The following is a 22,586-nucleotide window of genomic DNA, read 5'->3' as shown; positions in this document are numbered from 1 at the left end:
CGGAAACCGACCGGCCCCCTTCCCCCTGCGGGGGCGGGTCTAGCCGGACGTGGTGTGGCGGTCGGCGACCGTCAGCGCCTCGTCCAGCAGGGCCAGGCCCTCCTTGGCCTCCGCCTCCGTGACGTTGCAGGGCGGGACCACGTGGGTGCGGTTCATGTTCACGAAGGGCCACAGACCCGACGCCTTGCAGGCCGCCGCGAACTCGGCCATCGGCGCGTTGTCCGCACCGGCCGCGTTGTACGGCACCAGCGGCTCGCGCGTCCGCTTGTCCCGTACGAGTTCCAGGGCCCAGAAGGTGCCCAGCCCGCGGACCTCGCCGACCGAGGGGTGGCGCTCGGCGATCTCGGCCAGCGCGGGGCCGATCACGTTCTCACCGAGGTGGGCGGCGTGCTCGACGATGCCCTCCTCCTCCATCGTGTTGATCGTCGCGACGGCGGCGGCGCAGGCCAGCGGGTGGCCGGAGTACGTCAGTCCGCCCGGGTAGGGGCGGGTGGCGAAGGTCTCGGCGATGGCGGCCGAGATGGCCACGCCGCCGAGCGGGACGTAGCCGCTGTTCACGCCCTTGGCGAAGGTGATCAGGTCCGGGGTGACGCCCCAGTGGTCGGCCGCGAACCACTTGCCGGTGCGGCCGAAGCCCGACATGACCTCGTCCAGGATGAAGACGATGCCGTGGCGGTCGCAGAGCTCGCGCACGCCCGCGAGGTAGCCGGCGGGCGGGGTCATGATGCCGGCGGTGCCGGGCACGCTCTCCAGGATGATCGCCGCGATGGTCTGCGGCCCCTCGAAGGCGATGGTGTCGGCGAGGTGGGCGAGGGCGCGGGCGCACTCCTCGGCCTCGGTGGTGGCGTGGAAGGCGGAGCGGTAGAGGTACGGGCCCCAGAAGTGCACGACACCGGCGGCGGCCGTGTCGGAGGGCCAGCGGCGCGGGTCGCCGGTCAGGTTGATCGCGGCGGCGGTGGCCCCGTGGTAGGAGCGGTAGGTGGAGAGCACCTTGGCGCGACCCGTGTGCAGACGGGCCATGCGTACGGCGTTCTCGACGGCCTCGGCGCCGCCGTTGGTGAAGAAGATCTTGTCCAGGTCGCCCGGGGTCCGCTCGGCGATGAGGCGTGCGGCCTCGGAGCGGACGTCGACGGCGAAGCCGGGCGCGAGGGTGCAGAGCCGGGCGGCCTGCTCCTGGATCGCGGCGACGACCTTGGGGTGCTGGTGGCCGATGTTGGTGTTGACCAGCTGGGAGGAGAAGTCGAGGAACCGCTTGCCTTCGTAGTCCCAGAAGTACGACCCCTCTGCCCCGGCGACGGCGAGGGGGTCGATCAGGGCCTGGGCGGACCAGGAGTGGAAGACGTGCTTCCGATCTGCGTCCTTCACGGTGGCAAGGGTGTGCGAGGTGACATGAGGGGTCATGTCGTCACGCTAGAAGTGCGCAGGTGGGGCGGGATATCGGCGGACTGTATGGGGGTGGGGGGCCGCTCTCGGCAGTCTGTCTGCGAGGGGCTCGAATCCCCTCCCTAGATTGACAGCATCCTGTCGTTATGACAGTCTATTGTCATAGAGCAGGAACCACGCTGGAGGCGACAGCACCATGAGCGAGACCCCGCGCAAGCCCGTCCACCTCGCGGTCTACGACACGTACGCGGACTGGGAGACCGGCCACACCACCGCGCACCTCACCCAGCGCGGCCACACCGTGCGCACGGTCGGCATGAGCGCCGCGCAGCCGGTCACCACCATGGGCGGCGTCCGCATCCAGCCTGATCTGGCCCTGGCCGACCTGCGACCGGAGGACTCCTCGCTGCTGATCCTCACGGGCGCGTCCCTGTGGGACACGAGCGATGACCTGACGCCGTTCGCGGCCAAGGCGAGGGAGTTCCTGGCCGCCGGAGTGCCGGTCGCGGCGATCTGCGGAGCCACCGCCGGCCTCGCCCGCGCGGGCCTGCTGGACGGCCGGACCCACACCAGCGCCGCCTCCTTCTACCTGGCCGAGCAGCCCGGCTACGGGGGCGCCGAGAGCTACGTCGAGGCCGACGCGGTGACCGACGGCGACCTGATCACGGCGGGGCCGACGGAGCCGGTGGCCTTCGCCCGCGAGGTCTTCGCCCGCCTGGACGTCTACAAGCCGGAGGTCCTGGACGCCTGGTACGGGCTCTTCCACGACTCGGACGTCAGCGCGTACCCGGTCCTGATGGCGGCATCGGCGGCCGGCGATGCGTGAGGCGACGCACGAGCCGCTGCCCGCCGGAAGCGTCGGGGAGGCCGGGGACGTCACGGGTGACGGGGATGCCGGGCATGTCGGGGATCTCGTCGGCCTCACGGACGTCGGGGACGTCGGGGACGTCGGGGACGCCCGTACCCAGCAGGACCTGCTGAGCCGCACCGCGCTCGGGGTGTTCCGGCTGAACGGCCAGTTCCTCGCCATCTCGGAAGAGCTGGCCAAGCCGGCCGGGCTGACGGCCGCCTGGTGGCAGGTCCTGGGCGCCGTACTGCGGGAGCCGCTGCCCGTCGCGGGCATCGCCCGGAGCATGGGCATCACCCGGCAGAGCGTGCAGCGCATCGCGGACCTGCTGGTCGCCAAGGGTCTGGCGGAGTACGCCCCGAACCCCGCCCACCGGCGGGCGAAGCTGCTGCGGCCCACCGAGGAGGGGCTCGACGCGGTGGACCGGATCGGCCCGGGCCACGCGGCCCTGGCGGCCCGCCTCACGGCGGAGCTGGGCGATGCCGCCTTCGCGGAGACGGTCCGCGCCCTGGAACGGCTGGCCACGGCACTGGACGCGCTGGAGTCCACCGCGCCGTCCGCCGCCCTTCCCGCACCCGCGCGGGAGTGAACCGACCCCGGACGGCACCGCCCGCAGCGCCCTGCCGACGTTGTGCCTGCGCCCCGAAGGCCCGCCACGAGCGATTGTGTCGAGGTCAATAAGCCTGCAAGCAAAGCTTGTTACGTATAACGGGGCTGTCGGACACTGCGGCACATGGAGCCGTTGGCGGTAGTGGCACGACTGTGGGAGCGGATCGAGGCACGCGACTGGGACGGCGTGGCCGGGCTCATCGCCGAGGACGCGGTCATCGAATGGCCTGTGAGCGGTGAGCGCATCGTGGGGCGCGCCAACTTCATAGCCGTGAACAGCGACGACGGCTACGCGGACGAGAGATCCGTGGAACTGCTGCGGATCCTGGCCGACGGAAACCTCGTGGTCACCGAGGTGGAGATACCTCAGGACCACGTCGTCTACCGGGCCGTCTCCCTCTGGACCGTGCGCGACGGGGAGATCGTGGGGGCGAGGGAGTACTGGACCAGCCCCGGCCAGGACCCGGCACCCCGCTGGCGGGCGGGCTACGTCGAACCCCTGGTGGCAGACTGAGCCGCGCGCTCACCGCCCTTCTCGGCGCGACCGGGGTCCTGGCGCTCCTCGCCCTCGTCCCCGGCCCGGACATGGCGATCGTCACGAATCGGGCCATCACCCGGGGGCGCGGTGACGGACTGCGCAGACTGCGCACCGTCGCCGGGATCGCCGTCGGGCTGCTGATCTGGGGCGCCCTCACCGTGGCGGGGCTCGCGGCGCTGCTCGCCGCCTCGGCCGAGGTTGTACCTGGTGGTGAAGCTGGCGGGGGCCGCCTATCTGTGCCGGCTCGGCTTCCAGGACCTGCTGCGGCCGGGCGCGGAACCCGCAGTGCCGGCGGAGCCCGCGGAGGGGCGGCCCGAGCCGGGCGGCGGCGGGGCCTGGCGGACCGGCCTGGTCGCCAACGTCCTCAATCCCATGATCGGCTGGGCACGTATGTGTACGTGCTGTCGCGCGCGGGGCGGTTCTTCGCGCGGCCGCGGGTCCGGCGGGCGCTGGACCGGACGACGGGTGTCGTCCTGATCGGCTTCGGTGTGCGGGTGGCGACGGCGTGACGGTCGTGACGCCGTGACCGTCACGTCGTGACGGTCGTGGCCTGCCTCGCAGGTATCCCCCGTCATACCTGAGAGCTACGCGCGAACACGGCTCCATGGCGTGATGCCGACCACGGGCCCGGATTTCTAACTTCGCTAGCAGAGAAGAGCATTCACGGCTCTTCGGCGACCGGAGGAAGAGGACCATGGCAGCGGGGACGGGGACGGGGACAGGGCCGAAGACGGGGACGCAGACCGGGACCACGGGAACGACCCGCGGGGCGGGCACGGCGCTCGCCACGGGGAGGGCGGGGTCCGGCGGTGGCCGGCTGCGCCGTGGCCTGCTGGCCGCTCTGGTCGCCGCGGCCGTGGTGGTCCCCGTGTCCGCCGCGGCCTCCCCGAACGTCCCGGCCCCCGCGCCCGCCACATTCTCCGAGGACGCCACGCCCCGGAGCCGGTATGCCGCCAACGGCGCCAACCTCGCCGAGGCGGCCCGTACCGCCGAGGACGCCGACCGCCCCGGCCGCGCAGCCAGGCTGCGCGTCATGGGGGCGACCGGAGCAGCCCGGTTCCTCACCTTCGACGGCCGCGGCAGGGGCCGCGCCGTCGAGGTGTTCGGCGAGCTGGAGAGCGCCGACCGGGTCGCCGTTCTGGTGCCCGGGTCCGACACCACGCTGGACACCTACGAGCGGTTCCGTGCCGGGGCCGTCTCCCTCCAGCAGCGTCTGCAGGCCGAGCATCCGCGCTCCGCCGTGGTCGCCTGGCTCGGGTACGACACCCCCGGCACGGTGAGCACCACCGTGCTGAGCGCCGACCGGGCCGACGCAGCTGCTGCCCAACTGGCTCCCTTCCTAGCCCAGTTGAGCGGCATATCGGGCCCCGGTGCCCGGCTCTCCCTGCTGTGCCACTCCTACGGCTCCGTGGTCTGCGCCCGGACCGCTACCGGGTCCGCGGTCAGTGACGTGGCGCTGTTCGGCAGCCCGGGCACCGGGGCCGGGTCCGCCCGTGAGCTGCCGACCGGGGCCCGCGTCTGGGCCGGCCGGGGCAGCGGCGACTGGATAGGCAACGTCCCGCATGTCCGGCTCGGCGGGATCGGTTTCGGCACCGACCCGGTCGACCCCGACTTCGGGGCCCGGGTCTTCGCCGCCGGCGCCGTCGGGCACAGCGACTACCTCAAGCCGGGCACCGAGTCCCTCGACAGCCTGGCCGCCATCGTCCTCGGCACCACCACCGCACCGGAGGCCGACCATGGTTGAGTTCCGCGCCCGCTGGTCCACCCTGGCCGCGGGCATCGACGCCGCCACCCCGGCCGGCCGTGACCGGGCCGTGGACGCGCTGCGGGCCTTCGCGATCCTCGGCGTGGTCCTCGGCCACTGGCTGGTCACCGCGCTGACCGCACACGACGGCACTCTGAGCACCACCAGCCCGCTGGCGCACATGCCATGGCTGGCCCCGGTGTCCTGGGTGTTCCAGACGCTGTCCGTCTTCTTCCTGGTGGGCGGCCATGTCGCCGCCCGCGGGTACGCGTCGGCGCGAGAGCGCGGCCTCTCGTACGGCGCTTGGGCCGGGCAGCGGCTGGGGCGGCTGTTCCGTCCGGTCGCCGCGGTGCTGGTGCTCTGGGCGGTCGTCGCGGGCGGGATGCTGATCGGCGGGGCGGAGTTCGCCACCGTCCGGTCGCTGGTCAAGCTGGTGCTGTCGCCGCTGTGGTTCCTGCTGGTGTTCGCCGCGTTCACCGCCGCGACCCCGCTCGTGGCCCGGCTCAGCCCGCTGTGGCCGCTGGCCGTGGTCGCTGCCGTCGACGTGTGGCGCTTCGGGCTTCAGGGCCCCGAGTGGATCGGCTGGGTCAATGTGGCCGCGGGCTGGCTCGTCCCCTTCACCCTGGGCGCCGCCTGGTCCCGCGGGGCGTTCGCCCGGCGCGGCCGGGCGCTGCTCCTCCTCGGCGCGGGCGTCCTGGCCACGGCCGCGCTGATCCTCTGGGGCGGGTACCCGGCCTCGATGGTGGGTGTCCCCGGAGCCGCCGTATCGAACCTGAACCCGCCGACGCTGGCCGCGGCCGCCTTCGGGCTGGCCCAGTGCGGGCTGGCCCTCCTGGTGCGCGAGCCGCTGGCCCGGGCCATGCGACGGCCGACGGCCTGGGCGAAGGTGGCCCTGGTGAACCTCTCCGCCATGACCGTGTTCCTGTGGCACCAGACCGCCATGATGGCCGTCACCGCCCTCGGGCTGCTGGTCTCGGCCGACCTGCCCGGGCTGCACACGGTGCCCGACTCGGTGGGCTGGATAGCGGCCCGGCTGCTGTGGCTGCCCGTGTTCGCCGCCGCGCTGTCGATCTGCTGGGCCGCGTTCCGTATCCACGAGCAGGCCGCCCGCCGTCCGAAGCCGTCCCGCTCCGCCCGGACCGCCGCCGTCCCCCGCCCCAGGACCGACCCCGCCAAGGAGATCACCCGTGTCTAGGGCCCGCCTTAGCCTGGACGGCGTGAACCAGCAGACCGAGCCACCCGCCGCCGAAGTCCGCATCCGCCTGCCGCGCGGCCTGGCGCGGGAGTTGTTCACCCTGCGGCGCGACCCCCTGCCGAAGATGTCGCGGCCGCGCTGGCTGGCCTGGCTGCCGCATGTGGTCCTCTGCTACGTGGCCATTCCCTGCGGCGTCCTGACGGGGATGCAGCTGAACGACCATTACGGGGTCTTCGGTTCGGCCGTGCTGGGGCTGTCTCTGCTGACCTCCGCGTCCGTCGTGCTCAGCATGTTCCGGCCGGTCGCCGCCTGGTGGCTCGGGCTCGTCACCTCCGGCCTGGTCGCCTGGGCCATCCACGACCATGTCGGCCAGGGGCAGTCCTGGCCCTGGACCCCCGCCGGGCCGTTCACGCTCGCGCCCGTGCTCCTGATGGTCGCCCTGCGGGTGCCGCCCCGGGTGACCGCCTCGGTCATCGGCATCACGCTCATCCTCAACGGACTGGCCGACATCTCCCTCAGGCCGCCGCAGAGCCAGACGATCATCGGCGGCGTGGCCCTCCTCTTCGCGTTCGTGGGGATCCTCGGCTACGCCCTGCGGGCCACCCGCCTCACCCGGGGCAAACTCGTCGAGCAGGAGACCCTCACCGAGGAGGAGCGGGCCCGGCGCACCCTGCTGGAGGAGCGCAGCCGGATCGCCCGCGAACTGCACGACGTCGTCGCCCACCACATGTCGGTGATCTCCATCCAGGCGCAGGTCGCCCCGCACCTGGTGGAGAACCCGTCCGAGGAGCTCAAGGAGAATCTGGCCGGCATCCGGGAGAACGCGCTGGAGGCGCTGACGGAGCTGCGGCGGGTGCTGGGCGTGCTGCGGTCCGAGCGGCCCGAGGATCCCGCGAACCCCCATCATCCGCAGCCCACCCTCGGCGAGCTGGAAGGCCTCGTGGACAACGTGCGGGGGGCCGGGCTGGACGTCACGACCGAGATCGCCGGGATACGGCGGCCGCTGACCCCGGGCGTGGAGCTCACCGCGTACCGGATCGTGCAGGAGGCGCTGAGCAACGCTCTGCGCCATGCGCCCGGTTCGCGGGTGGAGGTGGGCATCGCGTACGGGCCGCGTGATCTGCACCTGTGCGTCGCGAACAGCGCGCCGACCCGGTCGGCCCCGCCCTCGCCCGGTGCCGGGCACGGGCTGCTGGGGATGCGGGAGCGGGCAGGCATGCTGGGGGGCGAACTGGCCGCCGGCCCGCGCCCCGACGGGGGGTACGAGGTGAGCGCCGTACTCCCGATGGATCCGCAGGACCTTCCCGTGGTCCCCCACCCCGAGACGAAGAGGGCCTCATGAGCACCCCGATCAAGGTGATGATCGCCGACGACCAGATGATGGTCCGGCAGGGCTTCACCGTGCTTCTCAACGCGCAGCCCGACATAGAGGTCGTGGGGCAGGCGGTGGACGGGGCGGACGCGGTGGCGAAGGTCGCCGAGCTGGCTCCGGACGTGGTGCTGATGGACATCCGGATGCCGGGGATGGGCGGGATCGAGGCCACGTCCGTCATCACCGCGGTTCCGGACGCCGCCGTGAAGGTGCTGGTGCTGACCACCTTCGATCTCGACGAGTACGTGTACGAGGCGCTGCGGGCCGGGGCCTCCGGGTTCCTGCTCAAGGACGCGTCCGCCGACCAGCTCGCCGAGGCGGTGCGGGTGGTGGCGGCCGGCGAGGCGCTGCTCTCGCCGAACATCACGAAGCGGCTGATCACGGAGTTCTCCCGGCTCGGAGCTCCGCGCGCGCCGTCGCGGGCCCGGATCGAGGCACTGACCGAGCGGGAGACGGAGGTGCTGTCGCTGATTGCCCAGGGCTTGTCGAACGCCGAGATCTCGGAGCACCTGGTGCTGGCCGAGCAGACGGTGAAGACGCATGTGAGCCGGATCCTGGTGAAGCTGGGGCTGCGGGACCGTACGCAGGCCGCGGTGTTCGCGTACGAGACGGGTCTGATCCGCCCGACGGGCTACTGAGCGGACCCGGGTAGTACTTGAGAGGGACCCCGGGAAATCCCCATCAGCGGCGACGCGGACGAGAGCGGTACAGACCTACGGTGTGTGTATGACCGAGACGACCACCGGGGGGACATCCCGGGCACCTGAGTTCCGACTGGCATCTGAGGTGATCGCGACCCTTCGCCGGGATCTCGTCACCGATGCCTTCGCCTACCGGCCGCTGCCCCGGGCGGGGACCTCCGGGCGCTTCGTGCGCCGGCTTCCCGGGGCGTTGCGCCGGTACGCGCCGTTCCGTCGGTATGCGGCGGTGGGGGCCCTGGCCTTCCTCGTCGGGCTGACCGCGCTCAACACGCAGTCGGCCGCCTGGGGCGACCTGGGGCCGATCGCCATGGCGATGCTGTCCGCGGCCCCGGTCCTGATGACGCTGGTGCGGCCGGTCGGCGCGTGGTGGGCGGCCATCGCGATGACGGTGGTGACGGCCGGTATCGGCGGTGGCTACAACTGGCCCTGGACCAGCGGCAGTTTCTTCGCGTACATCGTGGTCATGTTCCTCGTCACGCTGCGGACCGGGCCCCGGGTGGCGGCCTGGATGTGGACGCTCACCCTGGTGCTGGGATCCGCGATCTCCGTGCTGTTCAACGGCCATTGGGGGTCGAACCTGCCCGAGATGGCGGTGACCTCGGCCTTCGCCCTGGTGATCGCCGGCAGTATCCGGATACGCCGTGATGCCCGGGCCGAGGTGAGCGCGCAGCAGGAGGTCACGGCCGTCGAGCGGGACAAGCGGACTCTGCTGGAGGAGCGGACCACGATCGCGCGGGAGTTGCACGATGTGGTGGCCCACCACATGTCGGTGGTGGCGATCCAGGCGGAGGCCGCGCCGTACCGGGTGAAGAACCCGCCGCCGGAGCTGGAGGCGGCGTTCGTCACCATCCGGGAGAACGCGGTGGCGGCTCTGACGGAGCTGCGGCGGGTGCTGGGTGTGGTGCGCTCCGCGGACTACGAGGCACCGGACGCCCCGCAGCCGACGCTGGCCTCGCTGGAGGGGCTGCTGGCCAATGTGCGGGATGCCGGCCTGAGCGTGGAGAAGACGATCACGGGTTCGGTGCGGGAGCTGCCGCAGGGCGTGGAGCTGTCGGCGTACCGGATCATCCAGGAAGCCCTCAGCAACACGCTGCGGCACGCGCCGGGGGCCGCGGCCGAGGTGGAGGTCTCGTACGTGCTGGGGGGTCTGGGCATACGGATCGTCAATGACCGGGCGACCGGGGACGCGCGGCCCTCGCCGGGGGCCGGGCACGGGATCACCGGGATGCGGGAGCGGGTGGCCATGCTGGAGGGCGAGATGACGGCCGGCCGGACGGCGGCGGGCGGGTACGAGGTGGCGGTGTTCATACCGGTGCCCCACCGTGCGGAGCCGGTGCCCGAGTCGCGGGAGGGGACGGTATGACGATCAGGGTCCTGATCGTCGACGACCAGGTGATGGTGCGCGAGGGGTTCTCCGTTCTGCTGAACGCGATGGACGGCATCGAGGTGGTCGGCGAAGCGGTCGACGGCCGGGAGGCCATCGAGCAGGTGGCGGTGCTGCGGCCGGATGTGGTGCTGATGGACATCCGGATGCCGCGGATGAACGGGCTGGAGGCCACGCGGGAGATCGTGGCCGCCGACACGGACGCGAAGGTGCTAGTCCTGACGACCTTCGACCTCGACGAGTACGTGTACCAGGCGCTGCGGGCCGGGGCCTCCGGGTTCCTGCTCAAGGACGCGTCGGCCCGTCAGCTGGCCGACGGGGTCAGGGTGGTGGCGGCCGGGGAAGCCCTGCTGGCGCCCTCGGTGACCAAGCGGCTGATCGTGGAGTTCTCGAAGATCTCCGAGGCCCGCAAGCTGGCGGACCCGGCGGGTGTGGGGGAGCTGACGGAGCGGGAGACGGAGGTGCTGGTACTGATCGCGCAGGGGCTGTCCAATGCGGAGATAGCCGACCGGCTGGTCGTCGCCGAGTCCACCATCAAGACCCATGTGAGCCGGATCCTGGTGAAACTGGGCCTGCGGGACCGGACGCAGGCGGCCGTGTACGCGTACGAGACCCGCTTGGTGACACCCGCCTGATCCGGCCTGATCGGCAAGACACCCCCTAGGGTGCGGGGATGGGTTTTGATCCGTGGGATGCCGCGTTCGTCGCCGATCCCTATCCGGCGTATCGGGAGTTGCGGGAGCAGGGGCGGGCCGTGTGGTGGGAGGCCACCGGGCAGTGGCTGGTGCCGCACTACGCCGATGTGAGTGCGCTGTTGCGGGACCGGCGGCTGGGGCGGACCTACCTCCACCGGTTCTCGCACGAGGAGTTCGGCCGCGAGGCGCCGCCGCCGGAGCACGAGCCCTTCCACGTGCTCAACGGCAACGGCCTGCTGGACCTGGAGGATCCCGCGCACGCGCGGGTGCGCAGGCTGGTGGCGAAGGCCTTCACCCCTCGGACGGTGGAGCGGCTCGTGCCCGCGGTGCAGCGGCTGGCCGGGGAGCTGGTGGGGCGGCTGCGTGCGGACGGGGGCGGGGATCTGCTCACCGTCGTCGCCGAGCCGCTGCCGGTGGCGGTGATCGCGGAGCTGCTGGGCGTGCCCGAGGCGGATCGTGGGTTGCTGCGGCCCTGGTCGGCGGACATCTGCGGGATGTTCGAGCTCCGGCCGGACGAGGAGACGGCGCGGCGCGCGGTGCGGGCGAGTGTCGAGTTCAGCGCCTACCTCCGGGGGCTGATCGCCGAGCGGCGGAGCCGCCCCGGGGAGGATTTGATCTCCGGGCTGATCGCCGCCCACGATGAGGAGGGGCGGCTCAGCGAGCAGGAGATGATCTCCACCTGTGTGCTGCTGCTGAACGCCGGGCACGAGGCCACCGTCAATACGACCGTCAACGGGTGGTGGGCGCTGTTCCGCAACCCCGCGCAGCTCGCCGCGCTCCGCGCGAGCCACGATCCCGAAAAGTTGTCCACAGCTGTGGATGAACTCATGCGGTACGACACTCCCCTCCAGATGTTCGAACGCTGGGTGCTCGACGACATCCGGATCGGTGACACCGTCATCCCCCGCGGCGCCGAGGTCGCGCTGCTCTTCGGGTCCGCGAACCGGGATCCCGCGCGCTTCGACGACCCCGACGCGCTGGACCTCGCACGGGCCGACAACCCGCATCTGACCTTCGGGGCCGGGATCCACTACTGCCTCGGGGCGCCGCTGGCGCGGCGGGAGTTGGAGGCCTCGTTCGGGGCGCTGCTGGCGGACGGAGTCCCGCCGCTGCGGCTCGTCGAGGAGCCGCAGTGGCGGGACGGGTACGTCATCCGGGGGCTGGAGCAACTGCTGGTGGAGTTCTAGCCCGGTTTCCGCCGGCCGGCACCTAGGCGATCATGTCGCGGCGGCGCAGGGCGCCGAGGCCCGCCGCCGTCAGTGCCACCGCCAGGGCGGTCAGGGCCAGCAGCGGGGCCGGATCCAGGGCCTGCGCTCCGGGGAGCCGGGGCAGGTGGGCGAAGGGCGAGAGGTTCAGGACGGCCTGCGGGAGGTTCAGCGCCGGGCCGACCCAGCCCAGGGCCAGCGCGCCCCCGGCCACCGCCCAGGCGGCCGCCGCGTACTGCGGGACCGCGCCGTACAGCAGCGCCGCCAGCGCCCCGATCAGCCACACCGCCGGGAGCTGGGCGAGCGTGGCGCCGATCGCCGCGCCCGGCTCCCGGCCGTGCCCGAGGCCGAGACCGAGGCCCGCCAGCAGCAGGATCAGCGCCGAGCCGCCGAAGGCCACGGCCAGGTGGCCGCCGGCCCAGCGCAGCCGGCCGACCTCGTTCGCGAGCAGCGGCTCCGCGCGGCCGCCCGACTCCTCGCCGCCCAGGCGCAGTACGGCCGAGACGGCGTACAGGGCGGCGACCATGCCGAACATGCCGGCCATCGTCGCGAGGAAGGCGTCGGTGAGGGCACCCTGCGCACCCGACCCGCTCTGCCCGCCCATCCGCTCGATGATCTCGCGGGTCCGGTCGTTGCCGCCGACCAGGTCCGCGGCGCCGTCCGCCATCCCGCCGAAGACGACACCGGCGATCAGGAAGCCCGCGCTCCAGCCCAGTACGCTGCCGCGCTGCAGCCGCCAGGCCAGCGCACCCGCCGTGCCCAGGCGCCCCTCGGCCGGCCCCGGCCGCGACGGCAGGAAGCTCATGCCCAGGTCACGGCGCCCGGCCAGGGCGTACGCGGCGCCCGCCTGCACGGTGACGGCGGCGGCGAACAGGAGGAGCACCCACCAGTGTTCGGCGGCGAAGGCCCGTACGTTCTCCACCCATCCGAGCGGCGAGGCCCAGGTCAGGGCCGACCGCCCGCCCTCCGTACCGGCGTCGCCCGCGGCCTTCAGGACGAAGGCGGCGCCGAGCACGGCGGCCGTGATCCCCTTGGCGGCGCGGGCACTCTCGGTCAGCTGGGCGGCGATGGCGGCGGTGCAGGCGAAGAGCATCCCGGTGGCCGCGACGGCCAGGCCGAGAGCGACCGCGCCGGGCGCGCCCTGCCCCGCGAGACCGCCCGCCACGAGCAGGGCGACGCAGGCGTTGGCCACGAGGGCGGCGAGCAGGGCGGCGGTCAGCGGGGCCTGCCGCCCCACCATCGCGGCGGAGAGCAGTTCCTGACGGCCCGTCTCCTCCTCCTCGCGGGTGTGCCGGACGACGATGATCAGGCTCATGGCGGCCGCGAGGACGGCGGCGTAGACACCGCCCCGCCAGGCGGTCAGGGCGCCGAGCGAATCGTCGAAGACCGGTCCGTACAGGGCGCGCATCGAGCTGTTGGCGTTCATCGAGGCGGCGGCCCGGGCGCGTTCGGCGGCGGTGGCGTACACACTGCCCAGCGAGCCGGGCATGCTCACCACCAAGAGCGTGGTGACCAGCGTCCCCACCGGCATCATCACGCGGTCTCGCCGCAGGGCGAGCCGCAGCAGCGCCCCGGTGCCGGCCAGTTGGTTCTTCATCGGGTCGCCTCTTCGCTGTAGTGGCGCAGGAAGAGCTCTTCGAGGGTGGGCGGGGTCGAGGTCAGCGACCGCACGCCCGACGCGGTGAGGGAGCGGAGTACCGCGTCCAGCTTGCCGGTGTCGGCCTGGAGGCGGACCTTCAGCCCCTGCACCTGGACGTCGTACACGCCCGGCAGGTGGGCGAGGCCGTTCGGCGGACCGGCCAGCTCGGCGCTGATCGACGTACGGGTGAGGTGGCGGAGTTCGGCGAGGGTGCCGGTCTCCACGGTGCGGCCCTTGCGGATGATGCTGACCCGGTCGCAGAGGGTCTCGACCTCGCTGAGGATGTGCGAGCTGAGCAGGATGGTGCGTCCGGCGGCGCGCGCCTCGGCGACGCAGCCCTGGAAGACCTCCTCCATCAGCGGGTCGAGGCCGGAGGTGGGTTCGTCGAGGACGAGCAGTTCGACGTCGGAGGCGAAGGCGGCGACGAGGGCGACCTTCTGCCGGTTGCCCTTGGAGTACGTACGACCCTTCTTGGTGGGGTCCAGCTCGAACCGCTCGACGAGCTCGGCGCGCCGGGTCTTGTCGAGGCCGCCGCGGAGGCGTCCGTAGAGGTCTATGACCTCGCCGCCGGAGAGGTTGCGCCACAGGGTGACGTCTCCGGGGACGTAGGCGACGCGGCGGTGGAGGGCTACCGCGTCGGCCCAGGGATCACCGCCGAGGAGCTCGGCGGTGCCGGAGTCGGCGCGCAGCAGGCCCAGCAGGACCCGGATGGTGGTGGACTTGCCGGCGCCGTTGGGGCCGAGGAAGCCGTGGACCTCGCCGGTGGTGACCGCGAGATCGAGTCCGTCCAGAGCGTGGGTGCGGCCGAATGCCTTGTGGAGGCCGGCAACGCTGATTGCCTTCGTCATGCTTCCGAAGGTACGTTACTTTCACAAATTTGTGAAGCTTGAGAATCTCAGGAATCACGTAAAGTCGGGAAGGTGGCAGATGACATGGTGAATGTGGACGCGGGGACCGAAAACGGGACCGATGCCGGCCCCGAAACCGGGACGGCTGCCGGTGCCCGGGACGGCGACGCCGTCTCCCGCTTCGTCGAGCGGTTCGCCGCGCAGCTGACCGAGGCCGGGATGCAGCGGATGGCCGCGCGCGTCTTCGCCCAGCTGCTGGCCAGCGACGGCGGCGCGATGACCTCGGCGGAGCTGGGCGGGGCCCTGCAGATCAGCCCGGCCGCGGTGTCGGGCGCCGTGTCCTACCTGACCCAGGTCAACATGGTCAGCCGCGAACGCGAACCGGGCTCGCGCCGCGACCGGTACGTCCTGCACAACGAGCTCTGGTACGAGACCTTCACTCGCCGCGACCAGGTCCTGACCCTGTGGGAGAAGACCCTGCGCGAGGGCGCGGCCACCCTCGGCACGGACTCACCGGCCGGGGCACGCGTCGCGGAGACGGCGGCCTTCTTCGAGTTCATGCAGGGCGAGATGCTGGGTCTGATGGACCGCTGGCGGGTCCACAAGGCGGCGATCGGCCTCGGCTGAGCCGACCGGAGCGGGCCTGCGGGCCCGGGCGGGCCTGCGGGCCTGGGCGGGCCTGCGGGCCCGGGCGGGCCTGCGGGCCTGGGCGGGCCTGCGGGCCTGGGCGGGCGTGAACCGGCCCGAGCGGGTTCGGGCCGGATCCGATCACACGGTGATCGGATCCGGAAGCACCGATACCCGCAGACGGGACACCTCATGCGTGCCATGCTGGAACGCATGAACCTGGAGGACCTGGTACGGCTGCGCCGCGCCCGGGACATGATGGACCGCGAGTACGCGGAGCCGCTGGACGTTCAGGCACTCGCGAACGTCGCCCTCATGTCGGCGGGACACTTCTCCCGCAGCTTCCGCACCGCCTTCGGGGAAACCCCGTACAGCTACCTCATGACCCGCCGCGTCGAACGCGCGAAGGCGCTGCTGCGACGCGGCGACATGAGCGTGACGGACGTCTGCTTCGCCGTCGGATGTACCTCGCTGGGGTCCTTCAGCTCGCGCTTCACCGAGCTCGTCGGCGAGACCCCCAGCGCCTACCGGGCCCGCAGCCACGACGACGGCGCGGCGATCCCGGCGTGCGTCGCCAAGATCCTCACGCGACCGGTCAGGATCGGAGAAGCGAAATCCGCACCCTCCTCGTAGCGTCGACGGCATGGACATCAACCTCTCGCAGTGCTTCATCGCAGTCGACGACCACGACAAGGCGCTCGCCTTCTACCGCGACATCCTCGGCCTGGAGGTCCGCAACGACGTCGGGTTCGAGGGGATGCGCTGGGTGACCGTCGCCTCCCCCTCGCAGCCGGACGTGGAGATCGTCCTCGAACCGCCGCTCGCCGACCCGGGCGCCTCGGCGGCCGACAAGCAGGCCATGGCGGAGCTGCTGGCCAAGGGCCTGCTGCGCGGCGTGATCTTCTCCACCGACGACGTCGACGCCACCTTCGAACACATCCGGGCCGCCGGCGGGGAGGTGCTGCAGGAGCCGGTCGACCAGCCGTACGGCGTCCGCGACTGCGCCTTCCGGGACCCGGCGGGCAACATGCTCCGCTTCAACCAGCCCCGTAAGCCGTAGCCGCCCACAGCCGCAGGAGTCCGCGCAGGCGGCCCGCCCGAGAAATGGAGACACGATGAGCAGGGCCACCGAGCCGGACCCCACGTCGCACACGCCGCACGCCGCCGACAGCCACGGTCTGATCCGCGTGCACGGCGCGCGCGTGAACAACCTCAAGGACGTCAGCATCGAGATCCCCAAGCGCCGGCTGACGGTGTTCACCGGAGTCTCCGGTTCGGGCAAGAGCTCGCTGGTGTTCGACACGATCGCCGCCGAGTCCCAGCGGATGATCAACGAGACCTACAGCACCTTCGTACAGGGCTTCATGCCCACGCTGGCCCGCCCCGAGGTCGACGTGCTCGACGGACTCACCACCGCGATCACCGTCGACCAGCAGCGCATGGGCGGCGACCCCCGCTCCACGGTCGGCACCGCCACCGACGCCAACGCGATGCTGCGCATCCTCTTCAGCCGGCTCGGGAAGCCGCACATCGGCCCGCCCAGCGCCTACTCCTTCAACGTCGCCTCCGTCCGGGCGAGCGGCGGCATCACGGTCGAGCGCGGCGCCGCCAAGACCAAGACCGTGAAGGCGACCTTCTCCCGCACCGGCGGCATGTGCGTGCGCTGCGAGGGCCGCGGCTCGGTCTCCGACATCGACCTCACCCAGCTCTACGACGACTCCAAGTCGCTCGCCGAGGGCGCGTTCACCATCCCCGGATGGAAGTCCGACAGCTTCTGGACCGTGCGGGTCTACGCCGAGTCGGGCTTCCTCGACCCGGACAAGCCGATCCGCAAGTACACCAAGAAGGAGATGCAGGACTTCCTCTACCGGGAGCCCACCAAGGTCAAGGTCGAGGGCGTCAACCTCACCTACGAGGGCCTCATCCCCAAGATCCAGAAGTCCTTCCTGTCCAAGGACAAGGAAGCGATGCAGCCGCACATCCGGGCCTTCGTGGAACGGGCGGTCACCTTCACCGTCTGCCCCGAGTGCGAGGGCACCCGGCTCAGCGAGGGCGCCCGGTCCTCGAAGATCAAGAAGATCAGCATCGCCGACGCCTGCACCATGCAGATCAGCGACCTGGCCGAGTGGGTACGCGGCCTCGCCGAGCCCTCGGTGGCCCCGCTGCTCACCGCACTGCAGCTCACCCTCGACTCGTTCGTGGAGATCGGCCTCGGCTACCTCTCGCTCGACCGGGCCTCCGGGACCCTGTCCGGCGGCGAGGCGCAGCGCGTCAAGATGATCCGCCACCTCGGCTCCTCGCTCACCGACGTCACCTACGTCTTCGACGAGCCCACCATCGGCCTGCACCCGCACGACATCCAGCGCATGAACGACCTGCTCCTGCGGCTGCGCGACAAGGGCAACACCGTGCTCGTCGTGGAGCACAAGCCGGAGACCATCGCGATCGCCGACCACGTCGTCGACATCGGCCCCGGCGCGGGCACCGCGGGCGGCACCGTCTGCTACGAGGGCACCGTCGCGGGGCTGCGCTCCGCCGGCACCATCACCGGCCGCCACCTCGACGACCGGGCCAAGCTCAAGCCGTCGGTACGCACGCCCACCGGCGCGCTGGAGATCCGCGGGGCCACGGCGAACAACCTGCGCGACGTCGACGTCGACGTCCCGCTCGGGGTGCTCACGGTCGTCACCGGCGTCGCCGGTTCCGGCAAGAGCTCGCTCCTGCACAAGTCGCTCTCCCCCGACGCGGACGTGGTCTCCATCGACCAGGGCGCGATCCGCGGCTCGCGCCGGAGCAACCCGGCGACCTACACCGGGCTGCTCGACCCGATCCGCAAGGCGTTCGCCAAGGTCAACGGGGTGAAGCCGGCGCTGTTCAGCGCCAACTCCGAAGGTGCCTGCCCCAACTGCAACGGCGCCGGCGTCATCTACACGGACCTGGCGATGATGGCCGGGGTCACGACCACCTGTGAGGAGTGCGAGGGGAAGCGGTTCGAGGCGTCGGTGCTGGAGTACCACCTCGGCGGCCGCGACATCAGCGAGGTGCTCGCGATGTCGGTGACCGAGGCCGAGGAGTTCTTCGGCTCGGGCGAGGCGCACACACCCGCCGCGCACCGCATCCTCACCCGGCTCGCCGATGTCGGGCTCGGCTACCTCAGCCTCGGCCAGCCGCTCACCACGCTGTCCGGCGGCGAGCGGCAACGGCTCAAGCTGGCCACCCACATGGCGGAGAAGGGTGGCGTCTACGTGCTCGACGAGCCGACCACCGGCCTGCACCTCGCCGACGTGGAGCAACTGCTCGGCCTGCTCGACCGGCTGGTCGACTCCGGGAAGTCGGTCGTCGTCATCGAGCACCACCAGGCGGTCATGGCGCACGCCGACTGGATCATCGACCTCGGTCCCGGCGCCGGTCACGACGGCGGCCGGATCGTCTTCGAGGGCACCCCCACCGACCTCGTGGAAGACCGCTCCACCCTCACCGGCGAGCACCTCGCGGCGTACGTCGGCGCCTGACCCGTCCCTCCCCGGACCTCCGGCCGCTGCGGTGGCAGGGGTCCGGGGAGCTGCCTGGCGTGGTCGGCGGACGGATCGGTCCCGCCCCGGATGCCGGGGAGAGCCGCGGGCAGATCAGCTTCGCGCAGGACCTCTCGCCGGAGGAGGCGCTGGTCATGGCCGGGACCCAGAAGGCTCCGCTCGGCTGACCGGGCCCGCCGGCCCGCGGCGCACGGGCCGGGCGTGGGCCAGCCCGCCGGAGTGCGGGGCCCACAGGGCCCCGCCCGCGGCCGGGTCACCCGCGAGCCGCACCACCACCGTGGCCGGGGCGGTGGCCGTACGGGGCCACGGGCGCGGCGGCAGCACCCGCCGGCCCAGCAGGCCCAGGGTGAGCACGGGCCGCCCGCCGGCGAGCACCAGCACCGGCGGCTGCCACCCCGCCCGGACGGCCACGGCCTCGTACGGGGTCCAGCGCACCGCGGAATCCCGCAGCAGGCGCCGGACCCGCCGGACGGCCAGCAGCTCCCGCGCCCCGAGCAGCACCGGGCTCAGCACCACGCCCAGCGCGGCCGCCGGCGCCAGCGGCCGGCCGAGCAGGGCCGCGACCACCACCGGCCAGCAGAACACCGGCAGCAGGCACAGCAGCAGCGCGTCGCGCCGCCAGTCGTCCAGCGCGTCCCGCACGTCCTGCGGATCCGGTCCGTCCTGCGGATCCGGTCCGTCCTGCGGATCCGGTGCGTCCTGCGGATCCGGTGCGTCCGGTGCACCCCGTTCAGCCCGTGCACCCGGTGTGGTCACCGGGGCACGGTGAGCGTCCATGCCCCGGGACGCAAGGTCCACGTACGGCGGCGGACCGGGCCGGTCATCGCCGCGTCGGCGCGGTAGCGGAAGTCCGCGCCCGACACCGTCACCGTCTTCGCCCGGGCCGTGACCGTCGATTCGGCGGAGCTGCCGCCACCCGTCCGGACCACGACCTCCGCCAGACCGCCGTCGTCCCGGGTGCGAACCGAGACGTCCTCCACGGGCCGGTCCACGTCCGCCAGCAGCACCCCGTCGGCCTCGACCCGCAGCCGGTGCCGGCCGGTGGCCACGCCGCCGGCCGCCGCCACGGGCCGGACCAGCGTCCGGACCAGCGAGCGGTACGCGCTCCACACCGACGGCCCGGCGGGCCGCGGGACCCCGTGCACCGGCGGGATCCGCAGCGCACCGAGCACCACCCCGTCGCTGTCGTCGACCAGCAGGTCGCAGATCCGCACCGACCCGTCGAGGACGGCCCGGGCCGCGGCGACGGCCGAAAGCGGCACGCCGAGGGACCTCGCCAGCCCCAGCGACCCCACCGGGCCCACCGGAACCAGCGCCAGGGGTCCCTCCCCCAGCCCGCGCTCGCGGTGCAGCAGCCCCACGGCGCGCACCAGGGCCCGGTCGTCACCGACGATCACCAGCCGCCGATGACCCCGGCGGGCAAGAGCCCGCGCAAATTCCTCCTGCGAATCCGGGAGGCAGATTTTCGCTGCCGCGCCCGCTGACAACACATCCTTCGCGATCCGCACGGACTCGCCGTCAAGACGGCGGGCGACCGGGTCGACGAGCACGAGCAGGCCGCCTACCGGCGCGCCCGCTTGGCTCATGGTGGGCTCTGGAGCCGACACCTCGGTCCTTCCTCGGGTAGCATCTTTGTGCAAGAGGCCCTTGCGCTATTGCGCCAGGGCCTTCGTCTATTCCGGGGTACCGGTCCGACGGCTCAGCCTGCGGTGTACATCGTCGTACGCCCCCTGACCTTGGACATGCCCCATCCGGAAGAGGTGTACGCCTGTGCCCGCTCTTGTGCTGCTCGGAGCTCAGTGGGGTGACGAGGGCAAGGGAAAGGCCACCGACCTGCTCGGTGGATCCGTTGACTATGTAGTGCGCTACCAGGGCGGCAACAATGCCGGCCACACGGTCGTCGTAGGCGACCAGAAGTACGCGCTGCACCTTCTCCCTTCCGGCATCCTCTCCCCCGGATGCACCCCGGTCATCGGTAACGGTGTCGTCGTCGACCCGGCCGTCCTGCTCTCCGAGCTGCGCGGCCTGAACGAGCGCGGCATCGACACCTCCAAGCTGCTCATCAGCGGCAACGCGCACCTGATCACGCCGTACAACGTCACCCTCGACAAGGTCGGCGAGCGTTTCCTCGGCAAGCGCAAGATCGGTACCACCGGTCGCGGCATCGGCCCGACGTACGCGGACAAGATCAACCGCATCGGTATCCGCGTCCAGGACCTCTACGACGAGTCGATCCTCATCCAGAAGGTCGAAGCGGCGCTGGAGGGCAAGAACCAGCTCCTCGCGAAGCTCTACAACCGCCGCGCGATCGACGCCGCCCAGATCGTCGAGGAGATGCTCCAGTACGCGGAGCAGATCAAGCCGTACGTCGCCGACACCACCCTGATCCTCAACAACGCGCTGGACGAGGACAAGGTCGTGCTGTTCGAGGGCGGCCAGGGCACCCTGCTCGACGTCGACCACGGCACCTATCCCTTCGTCACCTCGTCCAACCCGACCGCCGGCGGCGCCTGCACCGGCACCGGCGTGGGCCCGACGAAGATCAGCCGCGTCATCGGCATCCTCAAGGCCTACACGACCCGAGTCGGCGCGGGCCCGTTCCCGACCGAGCTGTTCGACCAGGACGGCGAGGACCTGCGCCGCATCGGCGGCGAGCGCGGCGTGACCACCGGACGTGACCGCCGCTGCGGTTGGTTCGACGCGCCGATCGCACGTTACGCCACCCGTGTGAACGGCCTCACCGACTTCTTCCTCACCAAGCTGGACGTACTGACCGGCTGGGAGCAGATCCCGGTCTGCGTCGCGTACGAGATCGACGGCAAGCGCGTCGAGGAGCTGCCGTACTCGCAGACGGACTTCCACCACGCGAAGCCGATCTACGAATACCTCCCCGGCTGGTCCGAGGACATCACCAAGGCCAAGACCTTCGAGGACCTCCCGGCGAACGCCCAGGCGTACGTCAAGGCCCTGGAGGAGATGTCGGGCGCCCCGATCTCCGCGATCGGCGTCGGCCCCGGCCGTACCGAGACGATCGAGATCAACTCGTTCCTCTAGGAAACCCTTCGGACCCGGTCCCCCGGAGGGGCGGCAGGCGCACCCGCGCCCGCCGCCCCTCCGGCGTTTCCGGGAAGAGAAATCTCCCGCGCCCTGTCACATCCGTGCGCTCCCCTCCGTCAGTGCTGTGCAGACACCGGCCGAAGGAGAGCAGCAGCCATGACGGACACCTCCATCTCGCGGATGCCGAAGTGACAGGACGCCCCCTGCCACACGGCCGCCGAGCGCGCCGCCCTCGCCCTGGTGGAAGCCACCGTCCAGCCCGCCCCGCACGGCCGGGAGCGGTCTCGGGGGGCGGGTTCCGGGTGGGCGGAAATATGATGTCCACGGGCTTTTCGCGCAGCGGAAGCAGGGACGAATGGATGCACCTCGGAGCGTTCCGTGACTCCTCGCCGTGCCCCGCGGGCGGCCAGCGCCGACCTGCTCAGCACGCTCGGGCGGCTCGCCGACCAGGCCCGCCGCGGGGTGGAGCTGCAGCAGGCCCGGGTGGACCTGGCCGAGGCGCTGCAGAGCGAGATGCTGCCCGCCTCGCTGCCCGCGCTGCCGGGCCTGCGGACAGCCGCCCGGTACGCGCCCGCCCGGCACGGCCTGGACATCGGCGGCGACTGGTACGACGGCTTCCGGCTCCCCAAGGGAGCCCTCGCCTTCTGCATCGGTGACGTCCAGGGGCACGATGTGGAGGCGGCCGCCTTCATGGGGCAGGTGCGGATCTGCCTGCGCGCCGTCGCGGCCGTCGTCGTCGATCCGGGCGAGGTGCTGAGCCGGGCCAACGAGGTGCTGCTCTCCATGGACCGCGACCTCTTCGCGACCTGCAGCCTGCTCCGCTTCGATCCGGAGACACGGGAGCTGGAGACCGCCCGGGCCGGCCATGTTCCGTCGGTCTGGGCCACCGTCGACGGCGAGTACGGCATAGCCGAGGAGGACGGCGGCCTGCCGCTGAACCTGATGCCCGGGGCGGGGTACGCGGTGACCCGCCGCCGGCTCACGAAGGCGGGGTCGATCGTGCTGCTCACCGACGGGGTGGTCGAGGGTCCGAAGTTCCCGATCGAGGTGGGACTGGAGCGGGTGGCCAAGGTGGTGCGGGAGGCCGCGGGCACCGATCCGGGCGAGCTGGCCGCCGAGGTGATGAAGGTGGCCGACTCCACCGGCCACGCGGATGACGCCGCCGTGCTCGTGCTCAGCCATGACGCCCGGCCCGATCCGCAAGACACC

General features: G+C 72.1%; 22 protein-coding genes and 1 pseudogene. 18 read left to right on the top strand and 5 right to left on the bottom strand.

Annotated features, from left to right (window positions below; translation table 11 throughout):
* Positions 1 to 39 precede the first annotated feature (39 nt).
* Complete coding sequence (locus ACZ4YL_RS40290; protein ID WP_468123387.1) at positions 40 to 1,401, bottom strand: aminotransferase class III-fold pyridoxal phosphate-dependent enzyme; 1,362 nt, start codon at positions 1,399 to 1,401, stop codon at positions 40 to 42.
* 178 nt (positions 1,402 to 1,579) lie between these two features.
* On the opposite strand from ACZ4YL_RS40290, the gene ACZ4YL_RS40285 reads away from it, so the two are divergent.
* From ACZ4YL_RS40285 to ACZ4YL_RS40235, 11 genes and pseudogenes are all read left to right on the top strand, one after another.
* Positions 1,580 to 2,209, top strand: coding sequence for a DJ-1/PfpI family protein (locus tag ACZ4YL_RS40285; protein ID WP_468123386.1), 630 nt, complete (start codon positions 1,580 to 1,582; stop codon positions 2,207 to 2,209).
* Positions 2,202 to 2,819 (top strand): MarR family winged helix-turn-helix transcriptional regulator, encoded by a 618-nt coding sequence (locus ACZ4YL_RS40280; protein WP_468123384.1) that lies wholly within the window; start codon positions 2,202 to 2,204, stop codon positions 2,817 to 2,819. The genes ACZ4YL_RS40285 and ACZ4YL_RS40280 overlap by 8 nt, the downstream gene beginning before the upstream one ends.
* Positions 2,820 to 2,963: 144 nt before the next feature.
* Positions 2,964 to 3,353 carry a nuclear transport factor 2 family protein gene (locus ACZ4YL_RS40275; RefSeq protein WP_468123382.1) on the top strand — a complete coding sequence of 130 codons (390 nt, stop codon included), beginning with the start codon at positions 2,964 to 2,966 and terminating at the stop codon, positions 3,351 to 3,353.
* A pseudogene (locus tag ACZ4YL_RS40270) lies at positions 3,350 to 3,886 on the top strand (LysE family translocator). The gene ACZ4YL_RS40275 and the pseudogene ACZ4YL_RS40270 overlap by 4 nt, the downstream one beginning before the upstream one ends.
* A 185-nt stretch (positions 3,887 to 4,071) precedes the next feature.
* On the top strand, positions 4,072 to 5,121 hold the full coding sequence (locus ACZ4YL_RS40265; RefSeq protein ID WP_468123381.1) for an alpha/beta hydrolase: 1,050 nt from the start codon (positions 4,072 to 4,074) through the stop codon (positions 5,119 to 5,121).
* Positions 5,114 to 6,316 carry an acyltransferase family protein gene (locus ACZ4YL_RS40260; protein WP_468123379.1) on the top strand — a complete coding sequence of 401 codons (1,203 nt, stop codon included), beginning with the start codon at positions 5,114 to 5,116 and terminating at the stop codon, positions 6,314 to 6,316. The genes ACZ4YL_RS40265 and ACZ4YL_RS40260 overlap by 8 nt, the downstream gene beginning before the upstream one ends.
* A 22-nt stretch (positions 6,317 to 6,338) precedes the next feature.
* Positions 6,339 to 7,658: a sensor histidine kinase gene (locus ACZ4YL_RS40255; protein WP_468123377.1), complete on the top strand. Its 1,320-nt coding sequence runs from the start codon at positions 6,339 to 6,341 to the stop codon at positions 7,656 to 7,658.
* On the top strand, positions 7,655 to 8,326 hold the full coding sequence (locus ACZ4YL_RS40250; RefSeq protein ID WP_030383691.1) for a response regulator: 672 nt from the start codon (positions 7,655 to 7,657) through the stop codon (positions 8,324 to 8,326). Before ACZ4YL_RS40255 ends, ACZ4YL_RS40250 begins: the two co-directional genes overlap by 4 nt.
* Before the next feature lie 88 nt (positions 8,327 to 8,414).
* Positions 8,415 to 9,752: a sensor histidine kinase gene (locus ACZ4YL_RS40245; protein WP_468123376.1), complete on the top strand. Its 1,338-nt coding sequence runs from the start codon at positions 8,415 to 8,417 to the stop codon at positions 9,750 to 9,752.
* A complete protein-coding gene (locus tag ACZ4YL_RS40240; protein WP_468123374.1) occupies positions 9,749 to 10,408 on the top strand; it encodes a response regulator in 660 nt (219 codons plus the stop codon). The genes ACZ4YL_RS40245 and ACZ4YL_RS40240 overlap by 4 nt, the downstream gene beginning before the upstream one ends.
* A gap of 38 nt (positions 10,409 to 10,446) precedes the next feature.
* Positions 10,447 to 11,655 (top strand): cytochrome P450, encoded by a 1,209-nt coding sequence (locus tag ACZ4YL_RS40235; protein WP_468123372.1) that lies wholly within the window; start codon positions 10,447 to 10,449, stop codon positions 11,653 to 11,655.
* A gap of 22 nt (positions 11,656 to 11,677) precedes the next feature.
* Here ACZ4YL_RS40235 and ACZ4YL_RS40230 read toward each other — a convergent pair whose 3' ends face one another.
* Positions 11,678 to 13,270 (bottom strand): ABC transporter permease, encoded by a 1,593-nt coding sequence (locus ACZ4YL_RS40230; protein ID WP_468123370.1) that lies wholly within the window; start codon positions 13,268 to 13,270, stop codon positions 11,678 to 11,680.
* Entirely contained in the window at positions 13,267 to 14,160 is an 894-nt protein-coding gene (locus ACZ4YL_RS40225) for an ABC transporter ATP-binding protein (protein WP_468123368.1), read from the bottom strand. The genes ACZ4YL_RS40230 and ACZ4YL_RS40225 overlap by 4 nt, the downstream gene beginning before the upstream one ends.
* Positions 14,161 to 14,244: 84 nt before the next feature.
* On the opposite strand from ACZ4YL_RS40225, the gene ACZ4YL_RS40220 reads away from it, so the two are divergent.
* The 5 genes from ACZ4YL_RS40220 (at position 14,245) to ACZ4YL_RS40200 (ending at position 18,487) form a co-directional block, all read left to right on the top strand.
* A complete protein-coding gene (locus ACZ4YL_RS40220) occupies positions 14,245 to 14,787 on the top strand; it encodes a GbsR/MarR family transcriptional regulator (RefSeq protein ID WP_468123410.1) in 543 nt (180 codons plus the stop codon).
* 213 nt (positions 14,788 to 15,000) lie between these two features.
* Positions 15,001 to 15,420, top strand: a complete 420-nt coding sequence (locus ACZ4YL_RS40215; RefSeq protein ID WP_468123409.1) for a helix-turn-helix domain-containing protein — start codon at positions 15,001 to 15,003, stop codon at positions 15,418 to 15,420.
* A gap of 10 nt (positions 15,421 to 15,430) precedes the next feature.
* Positions 15,431 to 15,847 carry a VOC family protein gene (locus ACZ4YL_RS40210; protein WP_468123367.1) on the top strand — a complete coding sequence of 139 codons (417 nt, stop codon included), beginning with the start codon at positions 15,431 to 15,433 and terminating at the stop codon, positions 15,845 to 15,847.
* Between the two features lie 55 nt (positions 15,848 to 15,902).
* Complete coding sequence (locus ACZ4YL_RS40205; RefSeq protein WP_468123366.1) at positions 15,903 to 18,299, top strand: ATP-binding cassette domain-containing protein; 2,397 nt, start codon at positions 15,903 to 15,905, stop codon at positions 18,297 to 18,299.
* A 59-nt stretch (positions 18,300 to 18,358) separates the two neighbouring features.
* Positions 18,359 to 18,487, top strand: coding sequence for a hypothetical protein (locus ACZ4YL_RS40200; RefSeq protein WP_468123364.1), 129 nt, complete (start codon positions 18,359 to 18,361; stop codon positions 18,485 to 18,487).
* Here ACZ4YL_RS40200 and ACZ4YL_RS40195 read toward each other — a convergent pair.
* Both ACZ4YL_RS40195 and ACZ4YL_RS40190 read right to left on the bottom strand, forming a co-directional pair.
* A complete protein-coding gene (locus ACZ4YL_RS40195; RefSeq protein ID WP_468123363.1) occupies positions 18,453 to 19,076 on the bottom strand; it encodes a hypothetical protein in 624 nt (207 codons plus the stop codon). The genes ACZ4YL_RS40200 and ACZ4YL_RS40195 overlap by 35 nt on opposite strands.
* Positions 19,073 to 19,906, bottom strand: a complete 834-nt coding sequence (locus tag ACZ4YL_RS40190) for a diacylglycerol kinase catalytic domain-containing protein (protein ID WP_468123407.1) — start codon at positions 19,904 to 19,906, stop codon at positions 19,073 to 19,075. The genes ACZ4YL_RS40195 and ACZ4YL_RS40190 overlap by 4 nt, the downstream gene beginning before the upstream one ends.
* Positions 19,907 to 20,090: 184 nt before the next feature.
* On the opposite strand from ACZ4YL_RS40190, the gene ACZ4YL_RS40185 reads away from it, so the two are divergent.
* The gene (locus ACZ4YL_RS40185; RefSeq protein ID WP_189971896.1) at positions 20,091 to 21,374 is read left to right on the top strand and encodes an adenylosuccinate synthase; all 1,284 of its coding nucleotides are present in this window, start codon (positions 20,091 to 20,093) and stop codon (positions 21,372 to 21,374) included.
* 381 nt (positions 21,375 to 21,755) lie between these two features.
* Positions 21,756 to 22,586 (top strand): PP2C family protein-serine/threonine phosphatase (locus ACZ4YL_RS40180; RefSeq protein WP_468123362.1); only part of this gene is annotated, 831 nt, incomplete at its 3' end.

The organism is Streptomyces sp. NPDC030021 (assembly GCF_055574035.1).
Note: the sequence above shows the minus strand (reverse complement) of the source record. Positions and strands in the feature narration are given on the sequence as shown.